Origin of the sequence: Piscibacillus sp. B03, assembly GCF_052246295.1 — a bacterium.
Lineage (GTDB): Bacteria > Bacillota > Bacilli > Bacillales > Alkalibacillaceae > Piscibacillus.
In genome coordinates this window covers 1-15,423 of the sequence record NZ_JBQQCO010000003.1, presented here as the reverse complement: position 1 = coordinate 15,423, position 15,423 = coordinate 1, and the positions used below count along the sequence as shown (strand labels likewise).

Below are 15,423 nucleotides of genomic sequence, written 5' to 3'. Positions count from 1 at the left end.
ACAAAAGGGACCTAAAAAATCCGAAAACAGGCCGATATTCTTGACCATATGTCATGAAAAATATAAGAAAAGGCCGGAACCATCCGGCCTTAATCAATCAATATCTACTCAGTCAAGTTTAAGTATTCTTTCACATCGTTCTTGCAAAGTTCGATACCTTTCTCCCAGAATGATTCTTTTGTGATATCTTCGCCTAAGTGTTTCATAGCAAGGTCCTCAACACTCATCACAGCTGTATCGCGAAGAAGTGCCATATATTGATCTTCGTAATTTGTGCCTTCCTCAAGTGCTTTAGCATAAATGCTTAATGAGAACAGGTAACCGAATGTGTACGGGAAGTTATAAAACGGAACACCTGTAATATGGAAGTGGAGTTTGTTCGACCAATAACTAGGGCTTGTTGAATTTACAGTATCACAATAAGCCTCACGTTGAGCTTGATCTGTTAATTCATTCAAGCGACTAGCTGGAACAAACCCATTTTTACGCTCTTCATAAAAGCGTGTTTCGAATAAGAAGCGAGAATGGATGTTCATAAAGAACGCGACACTACGTTGTAATTTATCTTCTAATAATGCAATTTTTTCTTCATCTGAGTTTGCTTCTTTTACAGATGCGTCTGCCACGATCATTTCTGCAAAAGTAGAAGCTGTCTCAGCCACGTTCATCGCATAACGACGGTTTAGTGGATGAACACCTTTTAACGCAAATGAGTGAAACGCATGGCCTAATTCATGTGCCAGTGTTGCCACGTTAGACATTGAACCGCTATAAGTCATAAAAATACGAGACTGCTCACTTAATGGGAAGCCTGTACAGAAACCACCTGGGCGCTTACCTGGACGGTCCTCAGCTTCAATCCACGCCTCTTCAAATGCACGTTTAGCAAAGCTTGCCATTTTCGGGCTGAACTTTTCAAAATGTTTTAAGATAAATTCCGCACCTTCATCATAAGATAATTTTTTCTTGTTCTTTTGAGTTGGTGCTCCAAGATCGTACCATTCTAATTTTTCTTTACCTAACAGTTGTGCTTTACGATTTAAGTAGTCTACAAATAACTCTTTGTTTTTAGAGATCGCATCCCACATCGCATCTAGCGTTTCTTCCTTCATGCGATTAATATCAAGTGGTTCTTTAAGTACGTTATCCCATCCACGCTTTTTGTATGTGTTAAGACGGAAGCCAGCTAAGTGATTTAATGTTTTAGCAAAAAGGTGTTCCTTCTCTTTCCAAGCCGCTTCTAACTTTTCATAAGCTTCTTTACGAATAGCTGGGTCTTCATGAGACAATAAGTTATTAGTCTGACCAACAGATAATTCTTCACCGTTAACTTTGACAGTCATACCACCAACAATTGTGTTATACATTTGCCCCCAAGCATGATAACCATCTACAGATAAAGCTGTGATTAAAGCTTCTTCCTCTTCAGATAGCTCTTCTTTGGCTTGGTCGCGCCATTCGTTTAATACAAAGGTTAGTTCGCTTAATTTTTCATGCTCTAATAATTCATTCCATACGCTATCTTCGGTTTTAGAAAGCTTCTGCTTAATAACATTCATGGATGAGCCAAATAATGCACTCATTTCTGTAATTTCACTGCGTAAGGCGCTCGCTTTCTGATCACTCATATCTTGAGCCTCTAAACAGCTAACAAAAGCACTTGCTTGTCTAATGTGTTGCATTAAGTCAGACACTTCTTCTAACTTGCTAACTACTTCTTCAGCATCAGAAGCAGAAGTTGGTGTATTAAATGATTTTGCTGCTTCTGCATATGTACGCACACGTTCTTTCGTTTCATCTAAATGTTGACGTAATTCAGGCGATTCACTACCACCTTTAAAAAAGACATCTAAGTCCCAGACTACTGGGTAAGTTGTTTGACTCATATGTTGGCCTCCTCATAACTTCAAAATATTCTTTCAATTATGGTCATTATACCATAATCAAAACTTCGATTAAAGAATATTTCGGGTTAGGAAATAAAAAAGACCTCTTAGTCGAGGCCTTAATATGTTGACTTAAATTTGATTAAATTGAACTTAAAACGTGCTTCTAATCCTGTACCTTTTTTCACAATAAGTTTACCGTTTTCTAATTCCCATTCAAATCCATCTTTTGATTGTGGGTCATCTAGTAAGTAAATTGATTTCAGACGGGATACAAAATCTTTTGGATTATTAGAGTAAACCATGATTTTATTAAAATCACTTGGATTCATGTCTGCTTGGTCTAAAGGTTTATTCCCTTCACCACTCCATTCTATTAAAAATGGAAGAGGTTCTGAATTAAAGTCATATTTAGGAAATAACATACTCCACTCTAAAGTACTTCCATCAGGCCGAGTCCGTTTACCAGGAAAGGGGCCTGCATACTCAATGTTATGATCCTCAAAATGTTGTTGGTATCGTTTGATATCGTCCACTCTTAATGCGAACTGAATGGGACCTTCATGTTCGCTAGTCATAGCATGATAAGCATGTTGAATAAGAGGGTTATCCGATGATTTGGCTTTCGTTTCATCATCAATCCCTAGCCACTCAACATAAGCGTTATTGTTATAAAATGCCAAATAATTGTGAGTACCCCAATCGTTGTGCTGACCTCCTTGGACGCCAACTTGTTTATGAGATGAAGAGAAAATTTCTTGATGTCGCTTAGGATCGTTTGAGTATATCACTAAATGATCAAAAGCTAACATAACGTTCACTCCTTATAAATTAAATGCGTTAGCTAATTTTGTATAAGAATCTACGCGTCGTTCAAATGGACTTACAATACAGTTAACCATAATTTCATTAACCTTAAATGTATCAGCTAAGTGCTCAAGTTGTTGCTTGACACTCTGCACATCACCGACAATCATTCGCTTACGGTTATCACGGATCGCCTCTTGTTCATACATATTATATTTGTTTTGACTTGCTTCTTCAGGTGAAGGGAAGTATTGTCGAACTTTCCCTTGTGCCAATGTTAATAAGGCATAATCTAAGCTTGATGCAAAAAATTCAGCTTCCTCTTCAGTATCACCAATGACGGCGAATACGGCTACACTGGCTTGAGGCTCTCTCATAATGTCTGATGGAATAAAACTATTATAATAACGATCAATAGCAGCTGGGTGACCATCTCCATTGATGAATTGAGCGAATGTGTAACCAGTACCAAGTTGACCAGCAACAGATGCACTTCCGCCACTAGACCCTAACATAAACACGGGAGGGACCGTACTTCCAAATGGAGTTGCCTTCACTTCATAGCCTTCTGGTGATTCCCCTATTAGGTAATCAATCAGGTGAGATACTTGAGTAGGGTAACTTTGGACATCTGGATACTGACCACGGTTTAATGCGTAGTTAACTCCCGGCATTCCGCCTGGAGCACGCCCAATTCCTAAATCTATTCGCCCTGGATATAGCCCTTCGAGCACACGAAACGTTTCAGCGATTTTATACGGGCTGTAATGAGGCAATAAAACACCACCCGTACCAACTCGTATATGTTTCGTTTGAGCTGCAACAGCAGATACTAAGATTTCAGGTGCAGAACCTGCCAAACTTTTTGTACTATGGTGTTCACTCATCCAGAAACGTTTATATCCTAACTCATCAACATGTTTGGCTAAGGCTATTGTTTGTGCCAAAGCATCTTGTTCGTTGTGACCTTGTAGTAGAGGTGATTGGTCTAAAACACTTAGTTGTAAACTCATAGTTAGACACCTTTCTAATTTGAAATATATGCCTTAATTGTTTGATATTTATTAATAAAATTCAATTGATATGCCTTTAACTGTAATAGTGAAAAAAAGCTTTTGCGTCGAAATGTCGCAAAAGCTTATGTGGGAATGAATTATCTTCTAATCATTTTTAGAATAATACTTAAGATAGCAACAAAAATTAACGCACCTAGAATTGCTGATAAGATTGGAATACCCATTATTTCAGGACCTAAAGGCCCAAATAAGGACTCACCGATCCATGCACCAATAATACCAGCTACAATATTACCTATAATTCCGCCTGGTACACCGCCTAACATTAGACCAGCAATCCAACCGATAATCCCACCAACTATTAGAAATAGTATTAATCCCATTCTAACACTCCTTTTTCTAAATTGTTGTTACTACTATACCCATATTCGTATAGTGGCAAAACAATACTATTAACTGGTTTGAACTTTGACTTGTTGAGGAAAACTAATAATAATGGAGTGATGATATGAACTACCAACGTGCGATGTTAATATTAAATGCTGATAAGCCTGAGGATGAGAAGAGCAAGCTGATGCAACAGGCAATCCCTATTTTACATCCATATATTAAAGAACTAACCATTTATCAATCTGAATCAATTGAGGACTTAAAAGAGGCATGTCAACAAGATGTGGATCTTGTGATTGTTTATGGTGGAGACGGAACGGTTCATGAAGTAGTAAATGAATTAATGTCTTTAGAAAAACCTCCTTACATGGCTATTTTACCTGGAGGTACATGTAATGATATAGCTCGTACGTTAGAAATCCCGTTAAATATTAAAAAAGCCGCTCAAAATATTGTTCAATCACAACCACAGGCTGTTGATGTAGCATCAATTAATAATCGGTATTTTATGAATTTTTCTGGTGTCGGCCTTATAACAGAAACGTCTGAGAATATAGATGAGCAATTAAAACAATCACTAGGAAGGCTAAGTTATTTTATAAGTGCGATTCAAAAGTTTCAGCAAAGTGAAACAAACCAATTTGAGATAACCGTGGATGGTGAAACTTTTACTGAGGAAGCAGTCATGGTCTTAGTCATGAACGGTCATTTCATAGGAACTCACCAATTTCCGTTACCAACCATTTCTATTCATGATGGACAATTAGATATTCTCATTATTAAAGAATCTAATTTACAAACGATTCGAGATTGGTTTTCACTATCTTACATTCGAGATGAAAATAAAGATAATCAAATTAAACATATGACAGGAAAAAAAGTTAAGATTAACGCAGCAACTGTAGAAGAGGTAGATACAGATGGGGAAGTATATTTAGAAACCCCTATTGAGGTTCAAGCTTTACCGGATCAACTAGATGTAATAGTTGGAGAGAATTTAGTAGGCGAAGAATAGTTGACTATTCTTCGCTCTTTTTGCATACAGCTACACCGAGTGGATAATGAACGTTCTCTCGTTTAAAAGGCTCTAAAACGACGCCGTTTTGATAGAAAAATTCTACTTCTTCGTATTGGTTTTTAAATAGATTTCTAAATTCATCTTGAGTAAGCTGGTATATGTGGAATGGATTTCCGCATGGTACACCACGACCTTCGCCGAACGGAGTTGACACAATTAAGGTTCCGCCAGGCTTTAACAATCTATAATAATTATCTAAAATGGCTTGTTCATCTTCAATATGTTCAATTGTTTCAAAGCTTACGATGCAATCAAATGCCCCATAAGTATCTACCAAAGATGGATCCGTTGCATCACCCACTTCAAATCTTGATTTAGGATGATAGTATTCACCTTTCGCATACCTAATAACTTCTTGATCAAGGTCTAGTCCAACTACTTCAATAACTTCTTTCTTTCGACGTTTGGCAATCATATGTGTACCGTATCCAGCACCACATGATAAATCTAATACTCTCCCGTACAAATAATCAAGTGCAAATTGGTAACGAGCAATATGCTCTAACAATAGCGGGTTTAATGGATCCATCAGCTTCGGAACTACGCGTTCACCTGTATCTTCAATCATATTTTTAAACCTCCTTGAAGCAAGTTTATTATGACAGATTTATATTTGTTTGAAAACTGTTTTGACGCTTTTCACTGTAATCCTTATAATGAGTTTATAAGACAGGAAGGTGATGGAAATTATGGAACATGAAGTTTATAAAGAACGTAGAGAAGATCCTTCTTTAAAGTTATTTGTCGTATTATCAAAAGCAACTAGAACTATTTTAGATTTGGCTCAAGACGATATGGTTCGTTATGGGCTAAACCCAACTGAGTTTGCAACTTTAGAATTACTTTATCATAGAGGGGCACAACCTTTACAAAAAATTGGTGAACGAATTTTATTAACAAGCGGAAGTATTACCTATGTTGTTAATAATTTGGAGAAAAAAGGCTATTTAGAGCGTGTGCGGTCTGATCAAGATCGTCGTGTGACGTTTGCCCAAATAACAGAAAAGGGACGCTTATTATTGAATGACATATTCCCTCAACATTGGAAGCAAATTGAACACATTATGGATGGTTTATCTAATGAAGAAAAACAACAGGCGATTGATTTAATTAAGCGATTAGGCCTTCATGCAGATTCATTAAAAAATAATTCGTAATGTTTACCTTAATTACGTAATGGGAATAAGGATTACGTAACAACTAGAATGAGGTGACATTAATTGAATAATCAATCGGTTATTGTCTACAGTCATGAGCAGTGTAGAAAGTCGGAGCATTTAAAACGTCAGCTTGATTCATGGGGGGTTAATTTCGAAGAACGGAATATAAAAGAAAACCCTGATCACCTAAAGATTTTGCAAGACCAAGGAATATTTGCGACACCTACAATTTTGATAGGTGATACTTATATTGAAGGCTTGCAATTCAACCGAATTAAAAAAGAATTAGGTATTCACTAATAGACAAACACTCTTCCTAGCCCATCTATCATAAGATGAGTTAGGAGGTGTGTACCTTGAATAACCATCGTAATCAAATATTCAATGAACCAGATTTCCCTAATAATTATTATTATCCTTCCTATTATTATCCGAACCAATATTCTCAGAACCCATATCAGCAACAATTTCACAATGAACAACAACCATTATATTTTGAAGTTCCAGATCAATATGAGCAAAATCATTCTATGAATTTACAAAACACTGTGGCTCCATTACTTCAATACTTTCAAGATGATCAAGGTGAAGTGGATATAGATAAGGTGATTGCAACAACTAATCAATTTATGAAAACAGCATCTCAAATCGCCCCAATGGTTAAGACGTTAAATGACTTCGTCAAGGGAATGAGACCTTAAGTCTTTCCGATTCATTATCGGAAAGACTTATTTTTTAGGTTTACAATTATGATATATCTTTTACCTCTTTTTCGGTTAAGAGTAATACTGTCTTTAACACTTTATTTTCTATCTGCCCTACTCTTTAATCGAAAGGATAGTTTATAAAGCAATTAATGTCATATAAATTACTCTATAATTTAAATACTTCTCGTCTAAAAAGATTAATTTTCAACATTTAGTAAATTTTGCGTAGAAGGCAGGTAAATCTTTAAAATTACTTGTTATGCGCACGTTCAGAGATTATCCAAAGGGTATACATCATTCATAACTCTGGTAAACGAAGTTTTTTGCATAGCAGTGGTTTAATTAAACTAGTGGCCGATTATTTATATGATTTAAGTCTCAAATACTCAGTAACGCCCCAAAAAACGAAGGCTGTAACCATTGAACCTAGTAATAATGTTCGATCTACTGGATGTGCCATAGAAGGAATAAATCTGTTATCAAAAATTAAAATAAAAAGGTATGCAAATAGTGTGCCTAAAAATAAGTGAATAGTTAGTGAATAAAACATGCGTTTAGAACCCAGTTTTTTTTGGGTCACTTTATCTGATATAAATGAAACTGGAATTCCATAGATTAGTATAATTGGTACTACCCAAAGACTAACAAATCCAAGCAAACCGAAATGGGCAGGAAAAATAAAATCATTAAAAAAATAGGCAACTATTGGAACAGATATTATTGATGTAATAAGTGAAATTAGTAATTTTCTTTTCAAGTAATCTCCCCCAGATTCTTCTCAACTTTTGCTTAAGTCCCTCTTAATATTATATTTTATAAGGATAACATGCAATTCAAGCTAACACACAGGCTTTAACCAAAAACATTATACATATTTACACCTTACTTAGATGATTTTTTTCATCCTAGAAATGAGTGATCATAAATTCATAATGTCAAAGAGACGGCAATTGTTGTATTAATTACCGTCTCGTCTTTCTGTCATTTTTCTTACATAATGGATATCTATTATATTAATAATCTACAATTCAATTTCCATTGGTGGTGACAAACTATATATACTCTGCCCATTAGCACTAGCATCCCAATGATATAATCGTATTAACGCAGTTCAGACTGTTGTCAATTTTTTCAGACTGTAAACTACATATTACTACTATAACCCATTATTTTAGTTTAAAATATATATCAATAATGGCAATTATCGGATTCCCAGTTACATTTATATCGGGATATTTAGCAGATAAAGTGAAAGTGAACTATATATTATCTGGCATGTTTGCGATACACATTATTGCAATCACAACGCTCTATTTTGTATCTAGTGCCACAGGAGCTATTATATACGGCGTAATATGGGGGTTCGCCCACGGATTTGAGCGTATTGCGTTAAGTATTGTATGGCCAAACTACTTCGGTAGAACGCATCTTGGAAGTATAAAGATTCTAGCGCAATCTACTATGGTTTTCGGTTCAGCATTAGGACCAATTCCATTTGGTTATTTCTTTGCATGGTACGGAGGTTATCAAGAAATATTATTACTTGTACTCATACTTCCAATTATAGCCATGATCTTAGCAATCTTCTCACCTGCACCAGACTATGAAAAATATCATGGAACATACAAAAGTGCTGACCGATAATCGGTCAGCACTTTTTTTCATTATTAATCTTCAAGGAATGACAGGACAAGGGCACTTTCCCCAGCATGTGTTGCAATGAGAGGACCCATCTCAACAAGCATCTCTTCTTCTGGTTGATACTTTTCACGAATGGTAGCTAATACTTTTTTTGCCTTCTCTTCACAGTTACTATGGGCGAGGGCGATTGTTTTGCCTTCCAATGATTTAGAGTAATCTCCAATTTGATCAACAAGGCGGCGTAATGCTTTTTTCTCCCCTCGGACCTTCTCGGTTACTTCAATGGTACCTTCTTCTGATGCTTTCATTAACAACTTAATGTTAAGGGTTTTTGCGATTGTTCCGCGCATCTTGTCCAATCTTCCGCCTTTAATAAGGTTTTCTACGGTTTTTAATGAAAAAAGTGTCGTCGTTTTTTCAACATAGCCTTTAAGCTTTTCGGTTATTTCCTTGAAGTCGACTTGTTCTAGCTTTAATTTAATAGCTTCATTAGCTAATAACGCAATTCCGCTAGAAGCTGTCTTTGTATTAATGATTTCAATTTTTCGGTTTGGTTCTTCATCTAGAAGCATTTCCTTACCAAGAACCGCGTTTTGATACGTAGCACTTAAGTTCTTCGTAAGTGCAAGCATTAATATTGGGATTTCTGGGTCTACTTCTTTAAAGGCATCATAGAAGTCATTTGGGCTTGAAGCGGAGGTCTTTGGCAATTCTTCAGCTTCAGACATTTTGTTATAAAATGTCTGCAAATCTAAGTCTTCTCCAGCTTTGTATTCCGCATCCTCGAAATGAATATTCAGTGGGACAATCTTAATGTTAAAACGTTCTATGGTTTCTTTCGATAGATCAGCACCGCCGTCTACCATTAGTTGAAAATCCATAACCTCACCTCTTTTTATTTTCTTTTTATAATTTAATATGCTAATTGTCTAATACTTTGACCTTCTTTTTCTTAGATGTGCTAAAAATAAATAGTATTAAACCAAATATAACTATGACTCCACCTAAAAACTGTGACCATGTGACAAGTTCATCTAGGAGGAAGAATGCTAAGATTGAGGCACCAACTGGTTCAAATAGAATTCCCATCGTAATTGTTGATGCATTCACCCATTTTATGGCCCAGTTAAATAGCGTATGGCCAAAAAATGTCGGGATGATCGCTAAAGCTAAGAAGTAAAGCCATGTATCAGTTGTATACCCCGTAAATGGTTCATTTAATATTAAATTGTAAATAATTAACGTAATAGAACTGATCCCATAAACGATGAATGTGTATGGAATTAAAGTTAAACGTTGTCTAACAGTCTGGCCAAATAAAAAGTAACCAGTCACTGCAATAGCACCCATCAAAGCTAGAAAGTTTCCAAATAAAGCCATGCCACTAATTTGGAAATCACCCCAACTGATAATGACACTCCCAACAAAAGCAATGACTAAGCTAATAACTCCACCACTTGTGAATCGCTCTTTAAAGAATAGGTACCCGCCAATAAATGCCCAAATAGGTTGTGTTGTCACTAATACGACCGAACTGGCAACGGATGTGTGATTTAGAGATTCAAACCATAAAATGAAATGTAAAGCTAAAAATATACCCGATGCCGTTGATAATAGCAAGTCTCTTTTTGAAATATTACCTAATTCGTGACGGAACTTTATTAAAACAAGCGGTAGCATGAGTAAAACAGCAAACACTAACCGATAAAGAGCTACAATTGAAGAAGGAGCATCAGCTAATCGGACAAAGATGGCTGAAGTTGAAACGGCTAGTACACCGATTGTAATGGCTATGTATGGTGCGACTTGTCTTTGCTCCATTCCTCGAACACCTCGATTGGTAAGTTTATGGTTAGGATAATGGCCTCTTTTTTGAGATTTACGGCCAGTTTGAGAAATTTGTCGGCCTCTTTTTAAGAATATACTCCCACTATTAAAAATATCGGCCCTTTTTCCAAAAGTACGGTCCGTTTTTGAAAACAATCTGCCCCTTTTATAGGAAAAGGTTATGATTAACCTTAAATATATCGATCATAATAGCTGTTCTTAATCTTGTCGATTAGTATGGGACCTAATGCTAACCCAGCAATAAAGCCGAAGATATGTGCAATATAGTTAATACCAGGTCCAAACGATGTTAAGAAACCGATAATAATAAAGACAACAACGATCTGTGTACTTTGCGAATCAATTAAGTCGCGTCTAGCGAAAATCATATAAGCATATAGACCAAATAGGCCATAAATCGCACCTGAAGCCCCTACATGTGAAGCCATGAGATCTCCAAGGAAGTAGTAAGCAACATTTGCCAGAATCCCCGTTAATAAATATGATAAAATAAACTTAAATTTACCCAGCATTTGTTCTAAAGCAGGACCAAATAATACAGTACTAAAGCTATTAAACAAGACGTGCATAATACTCCCGTGAAGGAAGATAGGAGTTAATAGCCGCCAATATTCACCCATTTGAATATATAGGTTAAACCCAACCATTAATGTAAACAAATCAACAAATATGGGTAACGTGATGATATGAGTAAATAAGAATAAAATTAGATTGATGGCGACGATTACTGATACAACAGGGTAAAGCTTTAAAAACTGTTGAAAGCTTTCAGTTCGGATGAAAAACATTTAGGTCGCCTCTTTCGTAAAATATGTATGCGCTTAAAATCGTGTTATAAGCACTTTTCTTAAGGATACTAATCTTTATTAAAAGTTTCAATTAAATTTGTGGAAAGTAGAGTGAAAATATGATTATCGGTACAGGGATTGACCTTGTTGAATTACATAGAATTGAACGTTTAATCAATAAAGGCGATCAATTTATACGTAGAATTTTAACTGATAGAGAAAGAGACAAGCTTGAAAGTTATACTCATCAAAAGAGAAAAGTAGAATATATTGCTGGAAGGTTTGCAGTTAAAGAGGCTTATAGTAAGGCAATGGGCACAGGAATCGGGCGTCATCTATCTTTTCAATCTATAGAAATTATTGCTGATGAATATGGACGTCCTCAACTATTTGAAAATGGAATATTTAAAGAAGGCGCACATGTATCTATTTCTCATAGTAAGGAATACGCTGTAGCACAAGTCATTATAGAAAAATAAAATTTCTCTTATAGCTAGTCTGCATATTAAGACAAGTCGTCTCATATAGTGTATTGCGGGGTAACAAATGATCCAATGTGCACATTGTCACCGCAACACGAATAGATCGCTTGTTCCTAAAGAATAAGTAACGATTATGAGGCGAAGGAGTTGTCTGAATGAAAAGAAAACTAGTGCTCTTCATTTTACTCTTGTCAATGGTGGGGCTACTGGCAGCGTGTGGAGAGAACACGGCTGAAGATGTTGTGGATGCATTAAACAAAAAAGCAGGGGACATGCAAAGCTTTAAAGCAAATGCAGACATGGTGATCGAAACAGGAGAAGAACCACAACAATTTGATGTACAAGTTTGGCATAAGAAAGACGATTATTACAAAGTTGTACTTCAAAATGAGCTAGATGAAAAAGGGAACCAAGTAATCTTAAGAAATGACGAAGGTGTTTTTGTATTAACTCCTTCCATCAACAAAAGTTACAAGTTCCAAAATGATTGGCCGAAACATCATAGCCAGCCATATCTATTCACATCGTTAGTGTCAGATATCGCAAATGACTCTGACCGTGAATTCAAGAGTACGGAAAATTTCTATGAGTTTACTGTGAAAACGAACTATAAAGGTAATCAACAATTACCTTACCAAAAAATCTACTTCCATAAGAAAACATATGAGCCAGCTCATGTAAGAGTGTTAAACTCTCAAAATGAGACGATGGTGAAAGTAGATTTCACAGAATTTGAATTTAACCCTGAAATTGAAGAGGGTGAATTCAATACTGAGCAAAACTTAGCAGAAGGTACAGTTAGTGTTCCAACTGTTGCTGAGTTAGAAGAACAGTCAATGGCGGTCTATTATCCAACGAACTTACCTGAAGGGGTTGAGTTCACAAACGAGAAAGTAGTTTCGACGGAAAATGGCGAGCGATCAATCTTAACGTATGAAGGTGACAAGCACTTCTCGTTAGTACAAGAGATGTACGCGAATTCTCACCCTACCTCTGTAGATGTACCAGTCTACGCACAGGGTGAAATGGTAGACTTAGGCTTTACAGTGGGTCATTTTTCTGGTCATTCCCTTGAGTGGCAACAAGATGGTATGAGTTTCGTGTTAGCGAGTGACACGTTAACCATTGAAGAGATGATGGCAATTGCTAAATCTGTTCAAGGGCAAGCGATGAAATAAAATGAATACTGTTGTGAATTATTGATTACCCGTAATAGTTTCTATTATGGGTAATTTTTTTGTGCCAATATCTCATATTTTAGCTATAATGTCCTATAAATTGACTTCAATGTCTTATAAATTAAGACGAATACCCATTTTCGACAAAATTCTATTCCTCAATTTGTCCTCAAATGTCTCATATAATGATTTCTTATGTCTAATAAATTTATATCGTTATTGATTTTATGTATGCCAAATCAATTTAATATAATTTCCAGCGGTGATTCCATTGACAGTATCAGAAGGTTACTAAGATAATAATGACAGTATAAATAACAATTAGAAGAGGGTATAGCATGGATAAAGCTGGATATCATCGTGATACATGGATTGACATTGATCTTGATGCGATTCGTCACAATGTAAGAGAAATGAAAAAACATCTACTAGATAAAGAAGTCTTCGCTGTTGTTAAAGCTGATGCTTATGGACATGGAGAAGTTGAAGTAGCGCAAGCAGCTCTTGAGGCTGGAGCTACTACATTAGCTGTTGCAATATTAGACGAAGCTTTGAGGTTAAGAAAACATTTCAAGGAAATTCCGATTATTGTGATGGGTTGGACAAGCCCAGACTACGTCCAGTTGGCTGCTGAAAATGGTATTACACTCACAGCCTTTCAAACGGAATGGATAGAACAGGCTAAAGGTCAATTAGAGGATCAAGATTTATCTATCCACCTTAAAGTTGACACAGGTATGGGACGTATAGGTATAAGAAGTGTTGAAGAAGCATATGATGTTATTAGGGCTTGTAATGATTCTAATATTAGAATCACAGGTGTTTTCACCCATTTTGCAACGGCTGATGAAGAAGACTTGAAATACTTTCATCAACAATTGGGGGCATTCCGACAGTGGTTAAAACAAGTTAAACCTTATTTGCCAGATTCAATTACAATTCATATTGGTAACTCAGCTGCTTCTATGCGCTTTCCAAATGATATGTATGATGGTGTACGGTTTGGAATTAGTATGTATGGGCTATACCCATCCAAACCAATTAAAGCAGAGAAACCGATTAACTTGAAACCTGCCTTTGCACTATATTCTAAGCTCATTCATGTTAAGTGGATTCACAAAGGTGATGCAATTAGTTACGGAGCTACTTATCGTGCTCCAGAAGACGAATGGATCGGAACTATCCCAATTGGTTATGGGGATGGATGGATACGAAAGCTACAAAACTTTGAAATCCAAATTGAAAACCAACTTTTTCCGATTGTTGGTCGTATATGCATGGACCAATGCATGATAAAACTCGACCAACGTTATGAATTAGGTACTACCGTTACACTAATTGGCTCTCAAGAATCTAGTCTAGTTACGATGGATGATGTAGCTGACCATCTTGAAACGATAAACTATGAAATACCTTGTATGTTAGGTGAAAGAATTCCAAGGTTCTATAAAAATAAACACTAATTTTTCTTAAAAATCACTTAAAATTCTTTTATAACCGACTTTTTTTCTGTTTTTTCTTTACGAATCATGGGGAAGAGTGCTATGATAATGAATAGATTTTGCTGCGCGAATTAACCTGGGGGTGTAAGGAATGTCTGAAGCTTCGAAAGAAATTGTCGTAAGACTACCCGTGTCTTTAATTAACGAGTGTGATCACTTAGTTGAAAATCACGATGAACTTGATCGTGAGGCATTAATCCTGCAAGCTGTTAACACTTATGTGCAAGAGGAAAAGAAACGTAAAATTAAAGATAAGATGCGCCGTGGTTATGTCGAAATGAGAAATATCAACTTAGGAATTGCATCTGAAGCATTTGAAGCCGAAGAGGAGGCTGAAACCACTCTTGAGCGCTTAGTGAGTGGGGTGTAATTAATTTGTACGTAAAACGTGGCGACGTCTACTATGCTGATCTAACACCCGTTGTAGGATCAGAGCAAGGCGGAGTTCGCCCAGTCCTCATTATACAAAATAATATAGGTAATCGTTTTAGTCCAACGGTGATTGTGGCAGCTATTACTGCTCAAATTCAGAAAGCTAAACTGCCTACCCACGTTGAGATTGATTCAAAAAAGTATAAGTTTGAAAGAGATTCGGTAGTCTTATTAGAACAAATACGTACGATTGATAAACAACGATTAACCGACAAAATAACTTCATTGGATGAACACCTGATGAAACAGGTCGATGAAGCTTTACAAATTAGTTTAGGTTTAATGGACCTTTAAGACACCTAGTATAGACACTAGGTGTTTTTTCTTAAAAGATAAGAAAGTATAAAAATTGTGCCATAGAACGCTGTTCTGTGGTATTTTTTTAGTATGGATAATATTCTAAGACGCATATTTTTTGATAAACATAATCATTGGGATCGATTCGTTAACAAATATGGGGGACGAGTGCGTCCAATTGTCCTGAAAGAAATAGAGAAATTTCGAGAAT

19 protein-coding genes are annotated in these 15,423 nt (G+C 36.2%); 10 read left to right on the top strand and 9 right to left on the bottom strand.

The window, feature by feature from the left end:
* Positions 1 to 104: 104 nt before the first annotated feature.
* From ACTWQB_RS02965 to ACTWQB_RS02950, 4 genes are all read right to left on the bottom strand, one after another.
* Complete coding sequence (locus ACTWQB_RS02965; protein ID WP_443137695.1) at positions 105 to 1,886, bottom strand: M3 family oligoendopeptidase; 1,782 nt, start codon at positions 1,884 to 1,886, stop codon at positions 105 to 107.
* Between the two features lie 119 nt (positions 1,887 to 2,005).
* A complete protein-coding gene (locus tag ACTWQB_RS02960; RefSeq protein WP_443137694.1) occupies positions 2,006 to 2,698 on the bottom strand; it encodes a VOC family protein in 693 nt (230 codons plus the stop codon).
* Positions 2,699 to 2,710: 12 nt separating this feature from the next.
* Entirely contained in the window at positions 2,711 to 3,706 is a 996-nt protein-coding gene (locus ACTWQB_RS02955) for an LLM class flavin-dependent oxidoreductase (protein ID WP_443137693.1), read from the bottom strand.
* Between the two features lie 140 nt (positions 3,707 to 3,846).
* Positions 3,847 to 4,092: a GlsB/YeaQ/YmgE family stress response membrane protein gene (locus ACTWQB_RS02950; RefSeq protein ID WP_443137692.1), complete on the bottom strand. Its 246-nt coding sequence runs from the start codon at positions 4,090 to 4,092 to the stop codon at positions 3,847 to 3,849.
* 125 nt (positions 4,093 to 4,217) lie between these two features.
* Between ACTWQB_RS02950 and ACTWQB_RS02945 the strand changes: the two genes are divergently transcribed.
* The gene (locus ACTWQB_RS02945) at positions 4,218 to 5,114 is read left to right on the top strand and encodes a diacylglycerol/lipid kinase family protein (protein WP_443137691.1); all 897 of its coding nucleotides are present in this window, start codon (positions 4,218 to 4,220) and stop codon (positions 5,112 to 5,114) included.
* Positions 5,115 to 5,118: 4 nt separating this feature from the next.
* Here ACTWQB_RS02945 and ACTWQB_RS02940 read toward each other — a convergent pair whose 3' ends face one another.
* Positions 5,119 to 5,745, bottom strand: a complete 627-nt coding sequence (locus ACTWQB_RS02940; protein ID WP_443137690.1) for a class I SAM-dependent methyltransferase — start codon at positions 5,743 to 5,745, stop codon at positions 5,119 to 5,121.
* 121 nt (positions 5,746 to 5,866) lie between these two features.
* Between ACTWQB_RS02940 and ACTWQB_RS02935 the strand changes: the two genes are divergently transcribed.
* From ACTWQB_RS02935 to ACTWQB_RS02925, 3 genes are all read left to right on the top strand, one after another.
* A complete protein-coding gene (locus ACTWQB_RS02935; RefSeq protein WP_443137689.1) occupies positions 5,867 to 6,334 on the top strand; it encodes a MarR family winged helix-turn-helix transcriptional regulator in 468 nt (155 codons plus the stop codon).
* A 63-nt stretch (positions 6,335 to 6,397) separates the two neighbouring features.
* Positions 6,398 to 6,637 carry a glutaredoxin family protein gene (locus ACTWQB_RS02930; protein ID WP_443137688.1) on the top strand — a complete coding sequence of 80 codons (240 nt, stop codon included), beginning with the start codon at positions 6,398 to 6,400 and terminating at the stop codon, positions 6,635 to 6,637.
* 56 nt (positions 6,638 to 6,693) lie between these two features.
* A complete protein-coding gene (locus ACTWQB_RS02925) occupies positions 6,694 to 7,038 on the top strand; it encodes a YppG family protein (protein ID WP_443137687.1) in 345 nt (114 codons plus the stop codon).
* A 364-nt stretch (positions 7,039 to 7,402) separates the two neighbouring features.
* Here ACTWQB_RS02925 and ACTWQB_RS02920 read toward each other — a convergent pair whose 3' ends face one another.
* On the bottom strand, positions 7,403 to 7,801 hold the full coding sequence (locus ACTWQB_RS02920) for a hypothetical protein (RefSeq protein ID WP_443137686.1): 399 nt from the start codon (positions 7,799 to 7,801) through the stop codon (positions 7,403 to 7,405).
* Positions 7,802 to 8,238: 437 nt separating this feature from the next.
* On the opposite strand from ACTWQB_RS02920, the gene ACTWQB_RS02915 reads away from it, so the two are divergent.
* Positions 8,239 to 8,688, top strand: coding sequence for an MFS transporter (locus ACTWQB_RS02915; RefSeq protein ID WP_443137685.1), 450 nt, complete (start codon positions 8,239 to 8,241; stop codon positions 8,686 to 8,688).
* Between the two features lie 23 nt (positions 8,689 to 8,711).
* Here ACTWQB_RS02915 and ACTWQB_RS02910 read toward each other — a convergent pair whose 3' ends face one another.
* The 3 genes from ACTWQB_RS02910 to ACTWQB_RS02900 all read right to left on the bottom strand — a co-directional run bounded on the left by ACTWQB_RS02910 (position 8,712) and on the right by ACTWQB_RS02900 (position 11,321).
* Positions 8,712 to 9,566: a DegV family protein gene (locus ACTWQB_RS02910; protein ID WP_443137684.1), complete on the bottom strand. Its 855-nt coding sequence runs from the start codon at positions 9,564 to 9,566 to the stop codon at positions 8,712 to 8,714.
* Between the two features lie 40 nt (positions 9,567 to 9,606).
* The gene (locus ACTWQB_RS02905) at positions 9,607 to 10,506 is read right to left on the bottom strand and encodes a DMT family transporter (RefSeq protein WP_443137683.1); all 900 of its coding nucleotides are present in this window, start codon (positions 10,504 to 10,506) and stop codon (positions 9,607 to 9,609) included.
* 197 nt (positions 10,507 to 10,703) lie between these two features.
* Positions 10,704 to 11,321 carry a rhomboid family intramembrane serine protease gene (locus ACTWQB_RS02900; protein ID WP_443137682.1) on the bottom strand — a complete coding sequence of 206 codons (618 nt, stop codon included), beginning with the start codon at positions 11,319 to 11,321 and terminating at the stop codon, positions 10,704 to 10,706.
* Between the two features lie 119 nt (positions 11,322 to 11,440).
* On the opposite strand from ACTWQB_RS02900, the gene acpS reads away from it, so the two are divergent.
* From acpS to ACTWQB_RS02875, 5 genes are all read left to right on the top strand, one after another.
* Positions 11,441 to 11,800: a holo-ACP synthase gene (gene acpS / locus ACTWQB_RS02895; RefSeq protein WP_443137681.1), complete on the top strand. Its 360-nt coding sequence runs from the start codon at positions 11,441 to 11,443 to the stop codon at positions 11,798 to 11,800.
* A 158-nt stretch (positions 11,801 to 11,958) separates the two neighbouring features.
* Complete coding sequence (locus ACTWQB_RS02890; RefSeq protein WP_443137680.1) at positions 11,959 to 12,981, top strand: DUF4367 domain-containing protein; 1,023 nt, start codon at positions 11,959 to 11,961, stop codon at positions 12,979 to 12,981.
* Between the two features lie 338 nt (positions 12,982 to 13,319).
* Positions 13,320 to 14,444, top strand: a complete 1,125-nt coding sequence (gene alr / locus ACTWQB_RS02885) for an alanine racemase (RefSeq protein WP_443137679.1) — start codon at positions 13,320 to 13,322, stop codon at positions 14,442 to 14,444.
* Between the two features lie 130 nt (positions 14,445 to 14,574).
* Positions 14,575 to 14,853 carry an antitoxin gene (locus tag ACTWQB_RS02880; RefSeq protein ID WP_443137678.1) on the top strand — a complete coding sequence of 93 codons (279 nt, stop codon included), beginning with the start codon at positions 14,575 to 14,577 and terminating at the stop codon, positions 14,851 to 14,853.
* Positions 14,854 to 14,858: 5 nt separating this feature from the next.
* Positions 14,859 to 15,209 carry a type II toxin-antitoxin system PemK/MazF family toxin gene (locus ACTWQB_RS02875; RefSeq protein ID WP_054754806.1) on the top strand — a complete coding sequence of 117 codons (351 nt, stop codon included), beginning with the start codon at positions 14,859 to 14,861 and terminating at the stop codon, positions 15,207 to 15,209.
* Positions 15,210 to 15,423 lie beyond the last annotated feature (214 nt).

Coding starts and splice junctions, on each gene's coding strand:
- ACTWQB_RS02965 (WP_443137695.1), bottom strand. CDS start 1,886: ATGAGTCAAACAACTTACCCAGTAGTCTGGGACTTAGATGTCTTTTTT.
- ACTWQB_RS02960 (WP_443137694.1), bottom strand. CDS start 2,698: ATGTTAGCTTTTGATCATTTAGTGATATACTCAAACGATCCTAAGCGA.
- ACTWQB_RS02955 (WP_443137693.1), bottom strand. CDS start 3,706: ATGAGTTTACAACTAAGTGTTTTAGACCAATCACCTCTACTACAAGGT.
- ACTWQB_RS02950 (WP_443137692.1), bottom strand. CDS start 4,092: ATGGGATTAATACTATTTCTAATAGTTGGTGGGATTATCGGTTGGATT.
- ACTWQB_RS02945 (WP_443137691.1), top strand. CDS start 4,218: ATGAACTACCAACGTGCGATGTTAATATTAAATGCTGATAAGCCTGAG.
- ACTWQB_RS02940 (WP_443137690.1), bottom strand. CDS start 5,745: ATGATTGAAGATACAGGTGAACGCGTAGTTCCGAAGCTGATGGATCCA.
- ACTWQB_RS02935 (WP_443137689.1), top strand. CDS start 5,867: ATGGAACATGAAGTTTATAAAGAACGTAGAGAAGATCCTTCTTTAAAG.
- ACTWQB_RS02915 (WP_443137685.1), top strand. CDS start 8,239: ATGGCAATTATCGGATTCCCAGTTACATTTATATCGGGATATTTAGCA.
- ACTWQB_RS02910 (WP_443137684.1), bottom strand. CDS start 9,566: ATGGATTTTCAACTAATGGTAGACGGCGGTGCTGATCTATCGAAAGAA.
- ACTWQB_RS02905 (WP_443137683.1), bottom strand. CDS start 10,506: ATGGAGCAAAGACAAGTCGCACCATACATAGCCATTACAATCGGTGTA.
- ACTWQB_RS02900 (WP_443137682.1), bottom strand. CDS start 11,321: ATGTTTTTCATCCGAACTGAAAGCTTTCAACAGTTTTTAAAGCTTTAC.
- acpS (WP_443137681.1), top strand. CDS start 11,441: ATGATTATCGGTACAGGGATTGACCTTGTTGAATTACATAGAATTGAA.
- ACTWQB_RS02890 (WP_443137680.1), top strand. CDS start 11,959: ATGAAAAGAAAACTAGTGCTCTTCATTTTACTCTTGTCAATGGTGGGG.
- alr (WP_443137679.1), top strand. CDS start 13,320: ATGGATAAAGCTGGATATCATCGTGATACATGGATTGACATTGATCTT.
- ACTWQB_RS02880 (WP_443137678.1), top strand. CDS start 14,575: ATGTCTGAAGCTTCGAAAGAAATTGTCGTAAGACTACCCGTGTCTTTA.